General features: G+C 53.2%; 19 protein-coding genes and 1 pseudogene. 12 read left to right on the forward strand and 8 right to left on the reverse strand.

Translation table 11 applies throughout. From position 1 onward, the window contains the following. The first annotated feature begins 23 nt into the window (after positions 1-23). The 5 genes from flgM (at position 24) to C3432_RS12360 (ending at position 5,259) form a co-directional block, all read left to right on the forward strand. Positions 24-317: a flagellar biosynthesis anti-sigma factor FlgM gene (gene flgM / locus C3432_RS12340; RefSeq protein WP_103776969.1), complete on the forward strand. Its 294-nt coding sequence runs from the start codon at positions 24-26 to the stop codon at positions 315-317. A gap of 18 nt (positions 318-335) precedes the next feature. Next, positions 336-758: a flagella synthesis protein FlgN gene (locus C3432_RS12345; protein WP_374755464.1), complete on the forward strand. Its 423-nt coding sequence runs from the start codon at positions 336-338 to the stop codon at positions 756-758. A gap of 161 nt (positions 759-919) precedes the next feature. Continuing rightward, positions 920-1,864 (forward strand): lysine-N-methylase, encoded by a 945-nt coding sequence (locus C3432_RS12350; RefSeq protein WP_103776876.1) that lies wholly within the window; start codon positions 920-922, stop codon positions 1,862-1,864. Between the two features lie 29 nt (positions 1,865-1,893). Then, positions 1,894-4,434 (forward strand): glycosyltransferase, encoded by a 2,541-nt coding sequence (locus tag C3432_RS12355; RefSeq protein WP_103776877.1) that lies wholly within the window; start codon positions 1,894-1,896, stop codon positions 4,432-4,434. A 21-nt stretch (positions 4,435-4,455) separates the two neighbouring features. Further along, entirely contained in the window at positions 4,456-5,259 is an 804-nt protein-coding gene (locus tag C3432_RS12360; protein ID WP_103776878.1) for a capsular polysaccharide synthesis protein, read from the forward strand. Between the two features lie 35 nt (positions 5,260-5,294). Here the strand turns inward: C3432_RS12360 and C3432_RS12365 are convergent, their stop codons facing one another. From C3432_RS12365 to C3432_RS12400, 8 genes and pseudogenes are all read right to left on the reverse strand, one after another. After that, a complete protein-coding gene (locus tag C3432_RS12365) occupies positions 5,295-5,693 on the reverse strand; it encodes an adenylyltransferase/cytidyltransferase family protein (RefSeq protein ID WP_103776879.1) in 399 nt (132 codons plus the stop codon). After that, on the reverse strand, positions 5,690-6,133 hold the full coding sequence (fliJ, locus tag C3432_RS12370) for a flagellar export protein FliJ (protein ID WP_103776880.1): 444 nt from the start codon (positions 6,131-6,133) through the stop codon (positions 5,690-5,692). The genes C3432_RS12365 and fliJ overlap by 4 nt, the downstream gene beginning before the upstream one ends. Before the next feature lie 2 nt (positions 6,134-6,135). Beyond that, a complete protein-coding gene (fliI, locus tag C3432_RS12375) occupies positions 6,136-7,476 on the reverse strand; it encodes a flagellar protein export ATPase FliI (RefSeq protein WP_103776881.1) in 1,341 nt (446 codons plus the stop codon). Beyond that, the gene (gene fliH, locus C3432_RS12380) at positions 7,469-8,179 is read right to left on the reverse strand and encodes a flagellar assembly protein FliH (RefSeq protein WP_103776882.1); all 711 of its coding nucleotides are present in this window, start codon (positions 8,177-8,179) and stop codon (positions 7,469-7,471) included. Before fliH ends, fliI begins: the two co-directional genes overlap by 8 nt. Before the next feature lie 4 nt (positions 8,180-8,183). After that, positions 8,184-9,200: a flagellar motor switch protein FliG gene (locus tag C3432_RS12385; protein WP_103776883.1), complete on the reverse strand. Its 1,017-nt coding sequence runs from the start codon at positions 9,198-9,200 to the stop codon at positions 8,184-8,186. Then, positions 9,181-10,851 (reverse strand): annotated as a pseudogene (gene fliF, locus C3432_RS12390) (flagellar basal-body MS-ring/collar protein FliF); the annotation flags it as partial. The pseudogene fliF and the gene C3432_RS12385, both read right to left, overlap by 20 nt. Positions 10,852-10,855: 4 nt before the next feature. Further along, positions 10,856-11,218 (reverse strand): flagellar hook-basal body complex protein FliE, encoded by a 363-nt coding sequence (locus C3432_RS12395; protein WP_103776885.1) that lies wholly within the window; start codon positions 11,216-11,218, stop codon positions 10,856-10,858. A gap of 35 nt (positions 11,219-11,253) precedes the next feature. After that, on the reverse strand, positions 11,254-12,240 hold the full coding sequence (locus tag C3432_RS12400) for a sigma-54 interaction domain-containing protein (RefSeq protein WP_103776886.1): 987 nt from the start codon (positions 12,238-12,240) through the stop codon (positions 11,254-11,256). Positions 12,241-12,868: 628 nt separating this feature from the next. Here C3432_RS12400 and C3432_RS12405 point away from each other — a divergent pair. From C3432_RS12405 to flhA, 7 genes are read left to right on the forward strand one after another with little or no spacing between them, the layout of a single operon-like run. Beyond that, positions 12,869-13,732: a FliM/FliN family flagellar motor switch protein gene (locus tag C3432_RS12405; protein WP_103776887.1), complete on the forward strand. Its 864-nt coding sequence runs from the start codon at positions 12,869-12,871 to the stop codon at positions 13,730-13,732. Continuing rightward, complete coding sequence (locus C3432_RS12410) at positions 13,725-14,096, forward strand: FliM/FliN family flagellar motor switch protein (RefSeq protein WP_103776888.1); 372 nt, start codon at positions 13,725-13,727, stop codon at positions 14,094-14,096. The genes C3432_RS12405 and C3432_RS12410 overlap by 8 nt, the downstream gene beginning before the upstream one ends. Next, the gene (gene fliP / locus C3432_RS12415; RefSeq protein ID WP_103776889.1) at positions 14,093-14,851 is read left to right on the forward strand and encodes a flagellar type III secretion system pore protein FliP; all 759 of its coding nucleotides are present in this window, start codon (positions 14,093-14,095) and stop codon (positions 14,849-14,851) included. The genes C3432_RS12410 and fliP overlap by 4 nt, the downstream gene beginning before the upstream one ends. A gap of 11 nt (positions 14,852-14,862) precedes the next feature. Beyond that, positions 14,863-15,135, forward strand: coding sequence for a flagellar biosynthetic protein FliQ (locus tag C3432_RS12420; protein ID WP_103776890.1), 273 nt, complete (start codon positions 14,863-14,865; stop codon positions 15,133-15,135). A 1-nt stretch (position 15,136) separates the two neighbouring features. Next, on the forward strand, positions 15,137-15,916 hold the full coding sequence (gene fliR / locus C3432_RS12425) for a flagellar biosynthetic protein FliR (RefSeq protein WP_103776891.1): 780 nt from the start codon (positions 15,137-15,139) through the stop codon (positions 15,914-15,916). Continuing rightward, the gene (flhB, locus tag C3432_RS12430) at positions 15,909-17,048 is read left to right on the forward strand and encodes a flagellar type III secretion system protein FlhB (protein ID WP_103776892.1); all 1,140 of its coding nucleotides are present in this window, start codon (positions 15,909-15,911) and stop codon (positions 17,046-17,048) included. The genes fliR and flhB overlap by 8 nt, the downstream gene beginning before the upstream one ends. Further along, positions 17,032-19,125: a flagellar biosynthesis protein FlhA gene (gene flhA, locus C3432_RS12435; RefSeq protein WP_103776893.1), complete on the forward strand. Its 2,094-nt coding sequence runs from the start codon at positions 17,032-17,034 to the stop codon at positions 19,123-19,125. The genes flhB and flhA overlap by 17 nt, the downstream gene beginning before the upstream one ends. Positions 19,126-19,138 lie beyond the last annotated feature (13 nt).

Raw genomic sequence — 19,138 nt, forward strand, 5'->3', positions numbered from 1 at the left:
GACGGGACATGCACGAGGTTGATATGAAAATAACAGCGACAATGTCCGGGAACAGCCCGGCGCCGACAGCATCCGGTACGAACAGCAGCAACAGTAAAAGCACGACGAGCACCCGTGCCGCCAGCACCCCGACGTTTTCCGCCGATGATATTACCCAGGCGGGTTTGCAGTCAGCCCAGCAAGCGCTGAATGATGACAATCAGAGCGATATCGATAACGACAAAGTCGCCCGGATGCAGGCTGCGCTGGCCGCAGGCGATCTGCAGATGGATAACGACCAGCTTGCCGGCGACATGCTCAGCTTTTTCCAGAAATAAGAGGCCTGAAGAGTGAGCATGAAGCGAGAGCAGGTCAAAACGCTGCTGCAAGGGATCCGCGAAGACGACAGCGTATATGATGCACTGCGATCTTTGCTGGAACAGCAGCGCCTGTGCATGATCCGTCGCGCCAGCGATGAGTTGCTGGCGGTTAATGAGGCTATCCAGCGACATTACGCGCAGCTGAACCTCAGCAGCCAGCAGCGTCGTTCCATTTTGCGATTACTCGGCGTGAGCATCAACCGTGCCGGTCTGGAGCAGGTTTTTAGCTGGCTGCCGGACCCGCATCAACGCGCCGCGCAATCCTGGTGGCGAGACCTCGAACAAAAAGCTGAACGCTGCAAAGCCTATAACGAAAAGAATGGCGATCTGCTGATTCGCCAGTATGAATTTATTCAGTCTTTTTTAGGTACAGAACCTGATTTTATTTACCAGCCCTGAGTTCCGGCGCCTTCCTCTGCGGCGGAAACGTTATTTCCGCTGCCTGTGTAATCTGCTGATATATAAGAATTAAATAATCGGCACGCAAATTGCTTTGCACTGACCAGATAAAGAGCCTGATGGGCCAGGCTCCAGGATATTGGGATTTCTGAGAACACATAATGAATATGATTGAATGCTACGAACCGGACTTTGTTCGCTCGTTTTTATCCCACAACCCAGGCTCCCCGTTGCATACCCGGATGATGTGGCACAATGAAATTCGTCAAAGTCTGGAGCTCACCGAGGCGGCCAGTTGTGAAGCGGCGCTGGGCGATCCCCATGCTTTTGTACTGCACGTCAGCCTGTGCGATGCCGAACCTGACAGCACGCCGTTATCGCCACGCGATCGGGTGTTGAACCAGGCGGCACTGGATACGGTTACCCTCGCGGGTCTGAGCCCGGAATTACGTCTGTACACGCTGGGAATTATGCTTTCCTGGGCCGACAAGCACCCAGGTGAGAGCGATGAAACGCTGGCCAGTATCGCCTCACAGCCGCAGCGTCTGGCAAACTTTGTCGGGGAGGGTAAATTGCAGGAGCAGTTTGCCCTCTTACCGGCGGTGCCACAGCTTCAATGCCGGTTACTGACCCTGATGGGCAGCCTGGATTTTGACTGGGAGAGGCTTCCGGAAAGTACACGTAAAACCACACTCCCTTTGCAGGTCAGCCTGCTAATGCTACAGGATGCCAACAGTGAGGCACTCCTGCTACAGCAGTTACAGGAACAGTGGCGGAAAACCCATGCGCAATATTTTGCCCGGCAGGCGTGGATCTTCAGCAACTACCTGATTTACCGCCTGTACAATGACATGTTCCCGCGCGCCGACGCCGCCAGTGTCACCCGGCACTATTTTGAGCTGGTGACCGATTTCGTCCTGTTGCGCACGCTCTTTAGCCTCTGGACGCTGGATGGCTCCGCGCTGACCCATAATGAGATTTACGCCCTGTTCGCGCTGTTTGAGCGCTGGCGTCGCAGCGAAGACGCCGCGGTATTGCGCCAGCAGCTGCTGACGATGCTACCCGCTAATTATCTGCTCTCTGCTTTTTCACTGCTTATTTGTTAGCGTCCGGTCCTTTTTCCGCGAAATTCACCATGTCCAAATCATCGAAAATTCTGCCTGGCCTCGTTAAAACCCTGGATACCGGACGCGAAAAGCCGTTCGTGAGCGTTGTCACGCCGACCTGGAATCGCGCCGCCTTTTTGCCGTGGCTACTTTATATCTATCGTTACCAGGATTATCCGGCGCAGCGCAGGGAGCTGGTGATCCTTGATGACTCACCGCAAAGCCATCTTCCCATTATTCAGCGTCTGACCCAGGGGCAGCCTGAGGCGTTCAATATCCGCTATATTTACTCTGCGGAAAAACTGCCGTTGGGTAAGAAACGCAATATGCTCAACGAGCTGGCGGTGGGAGAATATATTCTGTGCATGGATGACGATGATTTTTATCCGCCGGATAAAATCTCTTATACCATTGCGATGATGCAGCGCCACCGGGCATTGATTTCAGGTTCGGACCAGATCCCCATCTGGTACAGCCACATCAACCGCATCGTCAAAACCCACCGTTTTGGTCCGCAGAATATTCTCAACGGAACGTTTTGTTATCATCGTAATTACCTGAAAAAACATCGTTACGACGACGACTGCAACCTGAGTGAAGAAGCCGGTTTCACCAATCAATTTACCGTCAACCCGCTGCAGCTGCCCGGTGAGCGCACCATCCTCTGTATCTCACACAGCGAGAACACGTTCGATAAGGATTTTGTGCTGGGCTCCAGTGAACCGCTGAGCACCACGCTGGAACAAACCATCGCCGACCCAATGTTGCGAAACGGGTACCTGAGCCTGCATAACGCCACGCATAACCAGCCGCTCCAGTGGGATGCCGTCGATCGGGTGGTGATCGTCAACCTCGACAAGCGCCCGGATCGATTACGCCAGATCCAGCAGGAGTTGACGGACCTTAAATTTCCGGCGGAGAAAATCACCCGTCTGGCCGCCTGCGACGAAACAAACGGCCAGTCCGGGCGTCGGCAGTCTCATCTGCTGGCGCTGCAGCTGGCGCAAAAGCAGGGCTGGAAAAACTACCTGTTGCTGGAAGATGACGCGGTTATTCTGAAACAGGGAAAACATATTCGGGTACTGAACGCATTGCTCAATGCACTGGCAAAACTGCCCTGGGAAGTCATCCTGCTTGGCGGGGAAATTAAACAGGGCACCATGCTGAAAAGCCTGAGCGGGATGATCCACGCCCGGGATTGCAATAAGGTCTGCGCCTATCTGGTCAATAGCCAGTATTACGCCACGCTGGCGCAGCAGATGCAGCAGGATCCTTCGGATACGCTGGAGGAACAGTGGCAGCCACTGCTACGCGAGGGGAAATGGCTGGCCTGCTACCCGAGCATTTGTTACCAGCGTGCGGGATACAGTGATACAGAGAAGAAAGAGACCGACAATATTCGCTATTATTTCAACAAAATTAACCAATCTCCTGCCAGCGTTCAGGCAACATCACACCACGCAGCACCGGCGAAGAACGACGCCATCGCGTTCTTTATGGAGACATCATTTCATTATTCTGTCTACCGGCCAATAATCACCGCGCTTCAGGCGATGGGCCACACCTGCACGCTGGTGGTTAACGATCGCATTCATAAACCTTTCCTTGACGAGATACTGGAAACCCTCAAAGCGATCCAGGATCCCTCGCTTGGCGGCTGCCGGATTTCCGAAGCGGTTCGCCAGCGTCAACGCTTCACCTGTCTGGTAAGCCCTTATTACACCCCGGCGCTGAAAGATCTGGCCGATATCCATGTCCGGGCGATGTACGGGCTGGCGAAGGAAGAGTGGAATCACGCCTGGTGGAATACGTTTTACCACCGCATTTTGTGCTATAGCCATTACAGCCAGCGGGCACTGGACATTAACGGAAGCGCAAAGGTTGTGGGTAATCCGCGTTTTGACCGCTGGCATCAGGGAAACATTGATACCACGTTGCCAGACGCGTTAAAACTTGATGCCAGAAAGCCGACCCTGCTCTACGCCCCCACCTACGGTGCGTTGAGTTCTTTGCCGCACTGGGCGGAAAAGCTGGGCAATTTACGCCACGATTTCAATGTTATCTGCAAGCTGCATCACGGAACCTGTTCCCGGCCTGAAGAGGCGGCATCTCTGGCGCTCGCCAATAAACACCTGAAAAAAAGGGCCGATGCGCCGCAGTATACCCACGCCCTGTTGGCGAAAGCCGACTTTGTACTCACCGATAATAGCGGGTTTATTTTCGACGCCATTCACGCCAATAAACGCGTCATTCTTCTCAACTGGCCGGGTATGCAGGCGTTGCTGGATGGGCAACAGAGCTACTCCAGTCCGCACAGTGCCGAGCAGCGTATCCGTAAAATCCTGCCCGTCGCAGACGATATGGCTGAACTCAGGATGCTCCTCTCCGCCAGCGTTGACTGGGATGCATTGCAGGCTCCGCTGGAGACCATCCGCCACGACTACTGTGATCCATTTATGGATGGCAACGCGGGAGTAAGAGCGGCGCAGGAGATTGCAGATGCCATCGCGTGTCCCGCAGCACTTCAGACAAACAGGTTATTGACCAGTTTGCGTAACAAGCTTTTTTAACCTCAGCGAAGAGAATACCCAATGCATATTTATACCTACTGGGTTAATACCACAAACCGCGCCATGCCTGTTTATCTTCAACTCTGTATGCAGACCTGGATTAAAGCGATTCCTGGGGTGAAGGTCAGCATGATTAATCATGAAAACGTGCATCAATTTGTCCCGAAAGCATTACTCACTCGCTCATTTTATCAGTTACCGTTAGCCATGCAGTCGGATGTCGTTTCAGTCTGGGTGCTGGCGTCGCGAGGGGGATTCTTTCTTGATGTTGATACGATCATGACGGTCAATCCCTTCTCTGGTAATGCCTTCGATGCGTCGAAACTTTACGCCTTTGGGTACCAGGAAAAAAAACAAATACACCTTGCGATCCTGCTTTGCCAACAGCAGAAAAACCCGCTGCTGTATGCGTGGGCCACTGAAATTGCAAAGAAAATTGCACAACCGCTCCCTTCGCCGCTGCCGTGGGATTGGGTGGGGAATTCAATTATCAACAGCTTGCTCGCAGCAGAGTCGATGGCCGATCATTATCAAATTCTGGAGGCCGAAGATTATGGCAATATTCTTGAACTCAGCGTCGCGGATGAAAGCCCCTACAACCGGTACATTAAGTTTTATTTCACGCCCCCCACGCACTCCCTTACAAACACCTTAAAAAAGGTTAAAGGGGGAATGATCTCTCTGCATAACTCGTGGACACCTGAAATATACCGTAGGGCAACGTTGCAGGATATTATCAAAAGCCGGGAAAGCCTGATGCTTTCTCATCTATTGCTTAATATTCTTGAGGCTCAGAATTTGTCCCGCCACCGCCGGGCAGTTTGAGCACTGCCCGGATTCACAATGGCGAGCAAAATAGCCTAATGGGGCTGGCTCTTAATGACCTCAATAATCGAGGTTGTGGAAACCGACGGCGTACGGGGAAAATAGATCACCTCACAAAGGTAAGAGAAGCTATCGAACTTTCCGACCCAGTCATCGCCCATCACCAGCATATCGGCATGAAAGCGGCGAATATAGTCCGCTTTTTGCTCCAGTGACTCCTCAAGAAAAACCTCATCGACACATTTCAAACCGGCCACGATCCCCATACGATCGTGCTGGGAGTAAACCGGCGCGCGGCCCTTTTTCACCACATTGAGCGCATCGGAAGAGACGCCGACAACCAGGCGATCGCCCAAAGCTTTTGCCCGTTGCAGGATCTTTAAATGACCAACATGAAATACATCAAAAGTGCCAAAGGTAATGACCGTTTTCATCTCTGACTCAGCACCCTATTTCTCAGCCAGCACTGGGTGGCGATCTCATCCACCGCATTTTGCTCCTGCACCGCCATGTCATCCCGGAGCTGATGGCGCTTGTCACTCAGCGTCATCGCCACCCTTTTTTCTTCGCACGCCGCCGCAACCAGGTTTTTCTGGATACGCGCCTCTTTGATTTTCGCCAGCGTCTGTTCCTGCTCCTGCCAGGCGATAACCTTGCGCAGCGTCCCTTTATAACCGGTCACATTCTTAAGCGATTCAATATCGGGGGCAGCAACGCCGGTACCGGTTTTTTGGATCAGGTACCCCAGCGCTTTAATGTTGTTCTCATACCCGGCGCAGACCTGCTGTTGCTTCGCCAGCTGCACCGTCATATCTTTGACCGATTTATCGCGCAGGCGCTGTAGCTGCGCCAGGGTATCAATAATCTGTCGCATGATTACTTACCTTCTGGTTTTTTTGCGACCGGGAAGAGAGTTTGCAGGCGGCTTTGCACCAGCTCCAGGGAGGCGGGTTCGCTCACCTCCTGGCGCAGAAAGCGTTCAATTGCCGGGAAAACCTTAACCGCTTTATCTACGCCGGGATCGGCGCCGGACACATAGCCACCGAGCGGAATCAACGGCTTGATTTCCATATAGGCGGCATAGTTTTGTTTCAATAAGCGGGCCGCCTGCTGATGCTCGCGGCTGGTAACCTGAGTCATACAGCGGCTGATCGACTGACCAATATCAATGGCCGGATAGTGCCCGGCCTCTGCCAGCTTTCGGGTCAGGACAATATGCCCATCCAGCACCGCACGTGCGCAGTCCACGATCGGATCGTTCTGATCGTCCCCCTCCGCCAGCACCGTGTAGATCGCGGTCATTGAACCTTCACTTTCACTGTTGCCCGCACTCTCCACAAGCTTAGGGATCATGCCAAAAGCCGAAGGCGGATAGCCTTTCGTCGCCGGCGGTTCGCCCAGCGACAGCGCAATCTCTCGCTGCGCCATCGCATAGCGGGTAAGGGAATCCACCAGCAGCAAAACGTGGTGACCCCGATCGCGAAACCACGCCGCAATGGAGTGGCAAAGTTCGGTGGCTTTCAGACGCATCAGTGGGGATTCATCCGCCGGGGCCGCGACGACTATCGATTTTGCCAGCCCCTGCGCGCCCAGCGAGTGATCGATAAACTCTTTCACTTCGCGACCGCGTTCGCCAATCAGTCCTACCACCACGATTTCCGCTTTGGTCTGCCGGGTGATCATCCCTAACAACACACTTTTGCCAACGCCGCTGCCCGCCATAAGCCCCACGCGCTGACCTTTTCCCATCGTCAGCAGACCGTTAATCGCCTTAACGCCTACATCCAGCGGCTGGTTCACCGACTGACGGGTGAGCGGATTGAGCGACGGCGCCTGCGGCGGCAGAACGTCGTTTCCCGTGAGTCGCCCTTTTCCATCCAGCGGCTCGCCAAGACCGTTAACAACACGCCCCAGCCAGCCATCGCCGATCAGAATCTCCTGGGCTTTCTCTTCCGGAAATACGCGCGCACCGGCCATCAGACCGACGGGATGTTTAAAGGGCATCAGATAGGTAATATCGCGGTTGAAGCCGACCGCCTGGGCTTCGATAAGGGTGTGATTCGCGCTTTCAATCCGGCAAAGCTGCCCGGTCACCAGCGGGCAACCCACGCTCTCCAGGAGAATGCCGTTGACGCGCACCAGCCGTCCGACGACCCGGGCCAGCGGGACTGACTCAATTGAGCGAAGCGCGTTATCGAAAGCGGAAAAATCACTCACCCTGGGACTCCGGAACCAGCGTCTCTTTTAACGCCGTCATGCACTGCTCCAGGCGATGCGCGCAGCCGATATCCAGTTCAGACTTATCGGTTACCACCCGGCACTCACCCGGCAGCAGATCCGCGCAGGGGGTCAGCCCCCATTCGCTGACCTTCTCCGGCACCGCGTCTTTGAGACGGTTAAATTCGTCGTGGCTCAACAATACCTGTAGCGATTGCGGGGTGGCAGGCAAGGCAGACAGCGCTTCTTCCACCAGCGCCAGCAATTGCGTAGGCTGAAGCGCCAGTTCGCAGCGGATAACCTGCCGCGTCACCTTTTCCACCAGCTGCAGCAAATCTTCCCGCTGTTTACGCTGGACGTGGGCCAGATAATCGTTCACTTTGCCGGAGATGGCTTCCAGCGGCCGGGCGGCCAGTTCAAACTGTTTGCGCCCCTCCAGCTGTCCGGCCAGGCTGCCTTCGGTATAGCCCTGGCGTCGCCCTTCATCGTGTCCCTTCTGGTGGCCTTCCTGAAATCCCTGCTCCTGACCTTCCGTCATGCCCTGTTCAAAGCCTTTTTGCAGACCTTCCTGAAAGCCGTCCATCAACTGCCGCTGGTAATCGGCGGCGGTCATTCCGGGCGTCAGCGATTCGCCTGGCAACGCACGCTGGCGGGGCGGGAAACGGTGTAACCGGTAGCGCCCGCGCAAATTCTCGATCGCCATCGCCTTACTCCGCCGTCTGTTCAGCAAAGAGCTGGAGCTGAATATCACCAGCCTCTTCCAGCTCGCGGGCGATCCCCATGATTTCACGGCGAATCTGCTCAATGCGGCTGACCGGCACCGGCCCGAGACGAGCGGTAATCGCCTCCAGTTGCTGAACCTGGCGCTTGGGCATCACGGCGTAAATCGAACGACGCAGCATGGTCTCGGTACCTTTCAGCGCCACCGCCCAGTCTTCCATTGGTACTTCGTCCAGCAGGCGACGACGCACCTCTTCGTTCTGGCGGCTGAGGATAAAGAAGTCGTACATCTCATCCTGCAGCTGCTCAAGCACGTCTTCATCGCGCTCACGCATCTGGTCGAGAATGACCTGCTGATTCCCCTGGAAGCGGTTGACAATATCCGCAGCCTGCTTAATGCCTTTAATCCTGGAGCCGTGTTCAGAAAGTACCGAAAGCCCGCGTTCAATCAGACGATCTAACTCGTCCACCACGTCACGGTTAACATCGCTCAGCTTCGCAACCCGATAGAGGATCTCGTTCTGCACCGATTCATTCATGTAAGCGAGCACGGTGGCGGAGATTTCCGGCGTCAGAAACGCGAGAAAAACCGCCTGGAGCTGCAGGTGTTCTTCAGAGATTAAAATCGCCAGCTGTCGTGGCTCAACCCATTGCAGCCGCGCCATGCGCGAGCGGATCTCATCACCGTAAATGCCGTTGATCACGCTGCTGGCAATCTCGTTCCCCAGCGCTTTATTGAGGATCCCCTGTAGCATGGAGCGTGATGCCCCGTTAATCCCGCTCTGTTCACGGAACTCCTCGAAAAAGTTATTGATCACTTTGCGCGCCATGCTGGTTTTCACCCCGGACAGACGCGCCATATTTTCGCTCAGGCGCACCACCTCTTCCCGGCTCAGTTTTTGCATCACCGTGGCCGCCGCTTCTTCTCCCAGACACAGCAACAAAATAGCGGCCTGCTCCAGGTAGCTGTTGGTACTGCTGTTACTTATTGTCAATTCGCTCATTGCTGGTAATCCATTGTCTGAGAACTTCAGCGACGCGATCGGTGTCATTCATCGCCAGTTTTTGCAGAAACTCCAGCTTCACTTCCAGACCAGAGCTTTGCGAAGGCAGGCTGTCATCACCGGGGAAAGAAGGAAGTTCAACACTTTTACGTTCATCGTCCGTCGCAACAAAATGCGACGCGGTGGCCGGGATCGCCAGCGCGGAGGGATCCAGCACGGGTTCCGCAGGCGTTGCGTTCTGGCGTAGCGCCGTCAGCCGTTTCATGACCGGACGCACAACAAACAGCAGCAGCAGCAGCGCCAGCAGACCGCTGCCGATCGTCCGCACCCAGGTCAGGACGCTGTCATCCTTCCATAACGGAATGACCGGCTCTACCGGCACCGCCTGCGGAACAAAGCTGAGCATGGATAGCGTAAGGTTATCGCCGCGCCGGGTATCAATACCTGCGGCGTTGTTCAATAACGCCGTGAGCTGCGTGGTCTGTTCCGGCGTCCAGTTTTTCAGCGCCAGGGCGTTTTGATTCAGTACCACCGCCACATTCAGGCGGTTAACCGTAAAACCTGGGTGCTGAATATGCTGCACGCTGCGATCGTATGAGTAATCCCGTTTATTCTCGCTGTGCTTCGACAACGCCGCTGGCGGGTTACTCTCCGCTGCAGGCGCGTTAGCACTGGTCATCTGATTGGGCGCAATCGGGGGACGGTTGCTCAGTGAACCGGGGATCCCCATCGCAATCTGACTGGTGTCGCTGTCCTGGACGTTCTCTTCCCGATTGAGCTTCGGCGAGTTGCCGTAGTGCTCCTGGGTTTCATCAATATTGCTGAGATCGAGTTCCGGCATGACGCTTATCCGGTAGTTACCGGTTCCCACCAGTGAATCCAGCACATTCGCCACGCTGGCCCGCGTTTTATCCTGAATATCCTGGAGGATCTGATCGTGTTTTCGCGTAGCGGCAGCAACCGCCTCCCCCGCGCCAATCCCATCGGTCAGGAGATTTCCGGCCTGATCGACAACGCTGACTTTCGAGGCGTTCAGCCCCGGCACGCTCCCGGAAACCAGATGTACAATAGCGTTGACCTGATCCATCCCCAGCTTCGCGCCATAGTGCAGGCGAACCACCACTGAAGCGCTGTTTTGCGGTTCATCGCTGACGACAAAAGAGCTTTCCTCATTCAACGCCAGGTGTACGCGGGCACTCTCCACCGCATCCAGCGTCATAATGCTCCGGGCAAGCTCCCCTTCCATGCTGCGTTTATAGCGAACGTTCTGGATAAACTGACTGCTCCCCAGCACCTCGTCTTTATCCATCAGCTCATAGCCGTTGGGTAAAATCGCCTGCACCCCTTTGGCGGCGAGGGTCATCCGCGTCCTGGATAATGCGTCTTCCGGAACCAGAATCTGCCCGCTTTGCGGATCGATGCGGTACTGGAGCTTTTCGCCATCCAGCACGGTTACGATCTGCGAAACCGGTAAGTTCTCCTGACGACCATACAGCGAAACATAACCGTGGTTGCCGTTCCACAGCACGCTGACGATGATCGCCGTTGCCGCAACGGCCGCCGCCGCCAGCAACGCCCAGCGCCTGTTGCCGTCCAGCCTGAGGTTCAGCGCCGGGAGCGATTGCGTTAACTTCTTAATCAGTTCATTCATAGCGTTAGATTGACATGCTCATCAGGTCATTGAATCCGGTGGCAATTTTGTTTCTTACCTGCACCAGCGCGGAAAATGACAGCGATGCCTGTTGGCTCGCAATCATCGCCCCCGCCAGATCGTCGCTTTTTCCCATATCAATGGCCGTTTGCTTCTGTTCTGCGCTTTGCTGGAAACGATCGACATGGTTCAGCGCGCCCTGCATCACCTGGTCAAAAGAGACCTGAGATACCGTGGAGTGCCCCCCAACGGGGTTCATCTGCATGGGGGAGAGAACCGGCGCCTGGGCGACCGCTTTCATCTGCTGCATATCCTGCATCAGCCGGGTCTGCATCGTACTGGCTGGATTTATATTCGTTATGCTCATGACCTACTCTTAAAAAATGTGTGCTAAGGACCGACTCAGGAGAAAACTTCAAATCCCTGCTTGCGCATGGATGCCAGGCGATAGCGAAGAGCGCGAGGTGTAATCCCTAATAAATCAGCAATCTTGCTTTTATTTCCCTGATACTTACGCATCAAATCAGCAATATATTGGTACTGCGCGCTGCGGCCATGCTGTCCCAGATTATCGCTTTCCGTTATCTGTAAACGGGGTACCGTCTGCCACTCAGACTCGACGTTTTCATCAATTTGTACCGCTGGGATCCCTAATGAATCGGGATAAATCACCCCATCACGATTCAGAATCATGCCGCGCTGGATAGCGTTCTCAAGCTGACGAACATTACCAGGCCAGGCATAACTCATCAGCGTCCGGCGCGTGGATTCAGAGAGTTTGATGTTTTTCACCAGCACGGTGGCATATTTCTTAATAAACGATTCGGCCAGTGGAATAATATCGTCCGTCCGTTCGCGTAAAGGCGGCATGATGACCGGGATAACCGACAGTCGATAATAGAGATCTTCCCTGAACCGCCCGGCGGCGACTTCATCCTCAAGGTTTTTATTCGTGCAGGCAATTAAACGGAAGTTAAGTTTAATCTGGCGATTACTGCCTAATCGTTCGAGCTGCTGCTCCTGCAAAACGCGTAAAATCTTCGCCTGTAGCGATAACGGCATATCACCGATTTCATCCAGTAACAGCGTGCCATTATTGGCCAGCTCCATTTTTCCCGGCACGGTCGTAATCGCCCCGGTAAACGCCCCTTTGTCATAGCCAAACAGCGTGGCTTCGAGCATATTTTCAGGAATAGCCGCACAGTTCACACCGATATACGGCGCATTCTCATTTTGAGCAAACGCCAGCGCGTGAATATATTTAGCAATACACTCTTTCCCTGTCCCGGTTTCGCCCTGAATAAGAACCGGAACATTAAATGAGGCGATGCGCCTTGCCAGGGAAAAGGCATTAATACTGGAAGCTGATTTCGCAATAAGTTCAAACATGATTATTTCACACTTAGCAGTGAGTAAATTAACATCCGTTACGAGAAATACACAAATTATGTCAGGACACCATTATCAAAAAAGATATCGTCCTGTCTTGTCTTTATCTATCCCTGTTCATGTTTTACCGTCATCCACCATCATGATATAGCGGCCGGCACAGACCACTCGTCGATAATCAGGTCAGGTTCTCCTGAGTAAATGCTATCACTCGTTACGTTAACAATGCTGAATTAAACCATTATAAAAATATTATTTATTTAAAAACAACAAGATACACAAACCCCTGCGCAGAAAAAACGCATGGGATTTATGCTAAAAATCAGACGCAGCGCACAGAAACTCGCGGCGTCAGGCGTTTAATTATTTTTTAATTACTATCTTGCAATATTAATAATTTGCAGAAAAACACGACAGGTTATTTAATGTCACACCCTGGTTCATTGATGAATGCCCGATGGCAGAATTCGTTGAGGTCATCATCAACAGATGAGAATAGCGACAGGGATGAGCAATTTATTAAACAGAAATCCAGAACCTGATGAGTCAGGCTCTTAATTTCTTCAAAAACCGCGGGACTTGATATCCGTTTTTCCGCGTCGAAACATTACAGCAGAGAACGTGCATCATGCTGAAGTACAGTCAAACTCCCGGCATCTTCAAACTGGAAGGTAACAGACTTGGGCGTCCCTATCATCGTCTGCCGACGATGTTTACCGGTAATTTTGACACAATTGAATCACATCTCGGAAACTATTTTCTCAAAAAACATCGAACCAATATTACGCTAAAGAAAATATGTTGTGAGATGGATATTATCAATAAAAATGCCGAGCTAATGATTTCTCAGGTTGGGCATCTGGCATTTGATATTGATCGCTCACTCTTGTTGATGCTGTTAGGTAATTTTTACGGTCTGGAATCCACGCTGGCTGATAATAGTGCTGCCGACGGCGTGCCAACAAAAACAGAAACCCGGCTGAAAAGCAGACTGGCGACGGATATCTGCAATCTTATTTTTAATAAAAACACCTCAGGTATTCCACTCACGCTCAAAATGGATAGCAGCACCGTGCAGACCCATTGGGCTTACCAGCTCTCTTTTGTATTGGGCGAGGATGAGGAGAGCCATTTCCGGATCCTACTCGATGATGCTCATACCGATTATATTTTGAATCTCATTCGTCGCAGCGAACATAGCCAGGCGAAGCAGCAGGTCGATAAAAGTGCATCCGGCGCGCAGAAACAGACGTTAATCAAACAGATTATTCATACGCTGCCGCTGACGATGAATGTGAAGATTGCCGAACTGGCGATGAATGTCGCCGATCTCACCACCCTTAAACCCGGTGATATTTTACCTATTAATATGCCTGAGAGTTTCCCGGTATTTATCGGGAAATCTGAATTATTTAATGCCCTGATCGTCGAGGATAAAGACAAACTGTTTCTGTCCGAGTTAACGAGTAAGACTGAGAAATCCTATGAGTAAGCAAGAAGATATTTTAGAGCAAGGTTTCGAACTCAACACCGATACCCCGGAAATCCCGGTGACATCGGTTACCGAAACGCGGGCGGCACGTTCGGAGGATCGTCTGTCTGAATCAATGACTCTACTTAAACGTATCCCTGTTACGCTGACGCTGGAAGTTTCTTCAGTGGAAATCATGCTGTCCGATCTGCTGAACATTGATGACGACACGGTCATAGAAATGGACAAACTCGCCGGAGAGCCGCTGGATATCAAGGTCAACAATATCCTGCTTGGCAAAGCCGAAGTGGTGGTGGTCAACGAAAAGTACGGCCTGCGCGTTCTCGAATTCAATACTCACGAAATCAACGACCTGGCACCATGAAGCTCGCATCAACACTGACGCTCGCGCTGGGTATCTCGTTACTCGTTCTGTCGCCCTTCGCCTGTGCACAGGGCGGCGATATTACCCTGCTGAATGTGGTTACCCACGGAAATAACCAGGAATATAGCGTTAAGATCCAGGTCCTGATTCTGATGACCCTCGTCGGTTTACTCCCGACGTTGCTGCTGATGATGACCTGTTTCACCCGCTTTATTATTGTGCTGTCTCTGCTGCGTCAGGCGCTGGGTTTGCAGAACACCCCGCCCAACCGTATTTTGATCGGCATCGCGCTCTGTTTGACGATGCTGGTGATGCGCCCGATCTGGCTAAATATCTACGATCGTGCCGTGATCCCCTTTGAAAACGATCGGATAACCCTGAGTGATGCCCTGAGCACCGCGGCGTCGCCACTGAAGCGCTTTATGCTGGCGCAGACCAATAAGAAAGCGATGGCCCAGATCATGACCATTGCAGACGCCAAAGGTAACGCCGCCTCCCAGGATCTGTCGATCCTCGTCCCGGCCTACGTTCTGAGCGAGCTGAAAACCGCCTTTCAGATCGGCTTTATGATTTATATCCCGTTCCTGGTGATTGATCTGATTGTCGCCAGCGTCCTGATGGCGATGGGGATGATGATGCTCTCGCCGCTCATTGTTTCGTTGCCATTCAAGCTGATGCTGTTTGTTCTGATTGATGGCTGGTCGCTCACCGTCGGTACGCTGACGTCCAGCATTCGCGGTCTGGGGCTGGGATAAACGAGGCGCTCATGTTAACCATCGATGTAGCGGCAGACATTGTCGCCAGCGGCATAAAAGTCGTCATTATTCTGGTCTGCGTCCTGGTCGTTCCCAGCCTGCTGGTTGGGCTTCTCGTCAGCATTTTCCAGGCGGTAACCCAAATTAACGAGCAAACGCTGAGCTTCCTGCCGCGTCTCATTGTTACCCTGGCGGTACTGGGGATCTGTGGAAAATGGATGATCGTCCAGTTGAACGATCTCTGTATTCATTTATTCACTCAGGCCGCCATTCTGGTGCATTGAGATGCGCGAAACAGATATCACACAGCTCACAAATTTGGTGCTGGGATTATGGTTTCCCTTTGTACGCATCATGGCGTTTATTCGCTACGTGCCGGTTTTCGATAACGGCGCGTTGCCCCTCCGCGTGCGGATTATTTTATCGCTGGCTCTGGCCATTATTATGACCCCCATGATCCCGCACCCCGTGCCCACCGATCTCTTGTCCATCAACAGCCTCATCCTGACGGCTGAGCAGATCCTGTGGGGGATGCTGTTCGGCCTGATGCTGCAATTTTTGTTTCTCGCGCTTCAGCTGGCGGGGCAAATCCTCTCGTTTAATATGGGGATGAGCATGGCGGTGATGAACGATCCCGGTAGCGGCGCATCCACGACGGTGCTGGCTGAGCTGATTAATATTTACGCGATAATCCTGTTCTTCGCGATGGACGGGCATCTGCTGCTGGTGAGCATTTTGTACAAAGGCTTCACTTACTGGCCCATCGGCAACGCGCTGCATCCGCAAACCCTGCGTACTATTTCGCTGGCCTTCAGCTGGGTCGTGGCGTCGGCGATGCTCCTCGCCCTGCCCACCACCTTTATTATGCTGATCGTTCAGGGCTGCTTTGGCCTGCTCAACCGCATCGCGCCACCGTTGAACCTCTATTCACTGGGCTTTCCGATCAATATGCTGGCGGGCCTTATCTGTTTTGCCACGTTGTTGTACAACCTGCCGGACCACTATCTGCATCTGGCGAACTTCGTTTTACAACAGCTTGACGCGTTGAAGGGGCACTATGGCTGATAGCAGCAGCGCAGAAAAAACAGAAAAACCCTCGGCGCAAAAACTTCGCAAAGCCAGAGAAGAGGGGCAGATACCGCGTTCCAAAGACATGGGGCTGGCAGCGAGCTTTTTTGCAGCATTTATGGTGATCTCCAGCAGCTTTCCCTGGTATGAAGAGTTCGTGCGCGAGAGCTTTATCAGCGTGCATCAGTATGCGCAGAACATTAACGATCCGGACGTCATCGGACAATTTTTACAGCACCACCTGCTGATTTTAGCGAAATTTATTCTGACGCTGCTCCCCATGCCCGCCGCCGCGCTGGTTTCATCGCTGATTCCCGGCGGCTGGGTTTTTCTGCCGCAAAAAATCCTGCCGGATTTCAGTAAGATCAGTCCGCTAAAAGGGGCCGGTCGCCTGTTTTCATCAGAACACCTGATAGAGACCAGCAAGATGACGCTGAAGGCGATAGTGCTGCTGGTGATGCTGTGGATAAGCCTGCGCAATAACTTCACGCTCTTTCTCGGCCTGCAAGAGCTGTGGTTTAAACAGGCCGTCAGCGATGGCCTGACGCTTTACAGCGGCATCATGCGCAACTTTGTCATTTTGTTTATCTTTTTTGCCCTCATCGATGTCCCTCTGGCGAAAAAAATGTTCACCAAAGGGCTGAAGATGACCAAACAGGAAGTGAAGGAAGAGTACAAAAACCAGGAAGGGAAGCCAGAGGTCAAGGCCAGAGTGCGCCGCCTGCAACGACAAATAGCGATGGGGCAAATCCGCAAAGTAGTGCCGAAAGCAAACGTGGTGATAACCAACCCAACCCATTACGCCGTCGCATTGCAGTATGACCAGTCACGCGCCGCCGCGCCCTTTGTGGTCGCAAAAGGAACGGATGAAATTGCCCTCTATATTCGTCAGGTCGCAGCTGAGAACAACATTGAAGTGGTGGAGTTTCCAAAACTGGCGCGCTCGGTCTACTACACCACGCAGGTTAACCAACAAATTCCCTTTCAGCTCTATCGGGCCATTGCCCATGTGCTGACATACGTGTTGCAGATGAAACACTGGCGCGATGGTTCACAGCCACGCCCCTCACTGAACAGACATATTTCTATTCCAAAAGAGGTTCTTAAACTGGATGCCGAAAATCACTAAACAACTCCTGGCGCTGCTGCGCAACGGCAATATCGGCGTGCCGCTGGTGATACTTTGTATCCTGGCGATGGTGATCCTGCCGCTCCCCCCGGCGCTGCTGGATATTCTGTTCACCTTTAACATTGTCCTGGCCGTGATGGTGCTGCTGGTAGCCGTATCGGCAAAACGGCCGCTTGAATTCAGCGTATTCCCCACTATTTTGTTGATTACCACCCTGATGCGACTGACGCTGAACGTCGCGTCTACGCGTGTGGTTCTGCTGCACGGGCATATGGGGGCAGGCGCAGCGGGTAAAGTGATTGAATCCTTCGGCCAGGTGGTGATTGGCGGCAACTTCGTCGTCGGGTTCGTGGTGTTCATCATCCTGATGATCATCAACTTTATCGTGGTGACCAAAGGTGCAGAGCGTATCTCTGAAGTTTCCGCGCGCTTTACTCTGGACGCGATGCCGGGCAAGCAGATGGCGATCGACGCCGATCTCAACGCCGGCCTTATCAACCAGCAGCAGGCGCAGACGCGCCGTAAAGATGTCGCCAGTGAAGCCGATTTCTACGGGGCAATGGACGGCGCCTCAAAATTCGTGCGCGGGGATGCCATTGCCGGGATGATGATTCTGGCGATCAACCTGATCGGCGGCGTCTGTATTGGGATCTTTAAATACGATTTAAGCGCTGAGGCGGCCTTTCGCCAGTATGTATTGATGACCATCGGCGACGGTCTGGTCGCCCAGATCCCCTCCCTGCTGCTCTCCACTGCGGCGGCGATCATCGTCACTCGCGTGAGTGATAACGGGGATATTGCCACTGACGTTCGCACCCAGCTGCTGGCCAGCCCTTCCGTACTGTATACCGCCACCAGCATTATGTTTGTGCTGGCGATTGTTCCCGGTATGCCGCACTTTCCGTTCCTGATTTTCAGCGGACTACTCGGATTTGCCGCCTGGCGAATGAGTAAGCGGCCAAAAGCGGCGGAAACGGAAGAAAAAAACCTCGAAACGCTAACCAAAACCATCACCGAAAACACAGAGCAACAGGTCAGCTGGGAAACCATTCCGCTGATTGAACCGATCAGCCTGAGTCTTGGCTATAAGCTGGTTTCGCTGGTGGATAAGTCAAAAGGCAACCCGCTCACCCAGCGCATTCGTGGTGTCCGACAGGTCATTTCCGATAGCAACGGCGTCCTGTTACCGGAAATTCGCATTCGGGAAAACTTCCGCCTGAAGCCCAGTCAGTATGCGATTTTCATCAACGGCATCAAAGCCGATGAAGCGGATATTCCTTCCGATAAGCTGATGGCGCTGCCCTCCAGTGAAACCTATGGCGAGATTGACGGCGTGTTAGGCAACGACCCGGCTTACGGTATGCCCGTGACCTGGATTCAGCCAGCGCAGAAAGCGAAAGCGCTGAATATGGGTTATCAGGTGATTGATAGCGCCAGCGTGATTGCGACACACGTGAATAAGGTTATCCGTCACTATATTCCCGATCTGTTCAACTATGACGATATTACCCAGCTGCACAATCGTCTCTCCTCAATGGCGCCACGACTGGGGGAGGATCTCAGCGCCGCACTGAACTACAGTCAGCTGCTGAAAGTGTACCGCTCTCTGCTAATTGAAGGGGTTTCACTGCGGGATATCGTTACCATTGCCACGGTGTTGGTCGCCAGTAGCGCCACCACGAAGGATCACATTTTGCTGGCTGCGGATGTGCGCCTGGCGCTGCGCCGCAGCATCACCCATGCGTTTGTCCGCAAGCATGAGCTGGCCGTTTACACGCTGAATAACGAGCTGGAAAACCTGCTCTCCAGCGTGGTGAACCAGGCACAACAAAGTGGAAAAGTGATGCTCGACAGCGTGCCCGTCGATCCCAATATGCTCAACCAGTTCCAGACCAATATGCCGCAGATTAAAGAACAGATGAAGGCGGCGGGTAAGGAACCGGTTCTGTTAGTGGCGCCGCAGCTACGTCCGCTGTTAGCCCGCTATGCCCGGCTTTTCGCCCCAGGACTGCATGTGCTTTCTTACAATGAAGTGGCCGACGAACTGGAATTAAAAATTATGGGGGCATTAAGTTAGTAAGGATAAGGCG

It is taken from the genome of Citrobacter amalonaticus, from assembly GCF_002918555.1.
Taxonomy (GTDB): domain Bacteria; phylum Pseudomonadota; class Gammaproteobacteria; order Enterobacterales; family Enterobacteriaceae; genus Citrobacter_C; species Citrobacter_C amalonaticus_A.

Excerpts from the sequence above, each read along its gene's own strand:
- flgM (WP_103776969.1), top strand. The coding sequence starts at position 24 with ATGAAAATAACAGCGACAATGTCCGGGAACAGCCCGGCGCCGACAGCA.
- C3432_RS12345 (WP_374755464.1), top strand. The coding sequence starts at position 336 with ATGAAGCGAGAGCAGGTCAAAACGCTGCTGCAAGGGATCCGCGAAGAC.
- C3432_RS12350 (WP_103776876.1), top strand. The coding sequence starts at position 920 with ATGAATATGATTGAATGCTACGAACCGGACTTTGTTCGCTCGTTTTTA.
- C3432_RS12355 (WP_103776877.1), top strand. The coding sequence starts at position 1,894 with ATGTCCAAATCATCGAAAATTCTGCCTGGCCTCGTTAAAACCCTGGAT.
- C3432_RS12360 (WP_103776878.1), top strand. The coding sequence starts at position 4,456 with ATGCATATTTATACCTACTGGGTTAATACCACAAACCGCGCCATGCCT.
- C3432_RS12365 (WP_103776879.1), bottom strand. The coding sequence starts at position 5,693 with ATGAAAACGGTCATTACCTTTGGCACTTTTGATGTATTTCATGTTGGT.
- fliJ (WP_103776880.1), bottom strand. The coding sequence starts at position 6,133 with ATGCGACAGATTATTGATACCCTGGCGCAGCTACAGCGCCTGCGCGAT.
- fliH (WP_103776882.1), bottom strand. The coding sequence starts at position 8,179 with ATGGCGATCGAGAATTTGCGCGGGCGCTACCGGTTACACCGTTTCCCG.
- C3432_RS12385 (WP_103776883.1), bottom strand. The coding sequence starts at position 9,200 with ATGAGCGAATTGACAATAAGTAACAGCAGTACCAACAGCTACCTGGAG.
- C3432_RS12395 (WP_103776885.1), bottom strand. The coding sequence starts at position 11,218 with ATGAGCATAACGAATATAAATCCAGCCAGTACGATGCAGACCCGGCTG.
- C3432_RS12400 (WP_103776886.1), bottom strand. The coding sequence starts at position 12,240 with ATGTTTGAACTTATTGCGAAATCAGCTTCCAGTATTAATGCCTTTTCC.
- C3432_RS12405 (WP_103776887.1), top strand. The coding sequence starts at position 12,869 with ATGCTGAAGTACAGTCAAACTCCCGGCATCTTCAAACTGGAAGGTAAC.
- C3432_RS12410 (WP_103776888.1), top strand. The coding sequence starts at position 13,725 with ATGAGTAAGCAAGAAGATATTTTAGAGCAAGGTTTCGAACTCAACACC.
- fliP (WP_103776889.1), top strand. The coding sequence starts at position 14,093 with ATGAAGCTCGCATCAACACTGACGCTCGCGCTGGGTATCTCGTTACTC.
- C3432_RS12420 (WP_103776890.1), top strand. The coding sequence starts at position 14,863 with ATGTTAACCATCGATGTAGCGGCAGACATTGTCGCCAGCGGCATAAAA.
- fliR (WP_103776891.1), top strand. The coding sequence starts at position 15,137 with ATGCGCGAAACAGATATCACACAGCTCACAAATTTGGTGCTGGGATTA.
- flhB (WP_103776892.1), top strand. The coding sequence starts at position 15,909 with ATGGCTGATAGCAGCAGCGCAGAAAAAACAGAAAAACCCTCGGCGCAA.
- flhA (WP_103776893.1), top strand. The coding sequence starts at position 17,032 with ATGCCGAAAATCACTAAACAACTCCTGGCGCTGCTGCGCAACGGCAAT.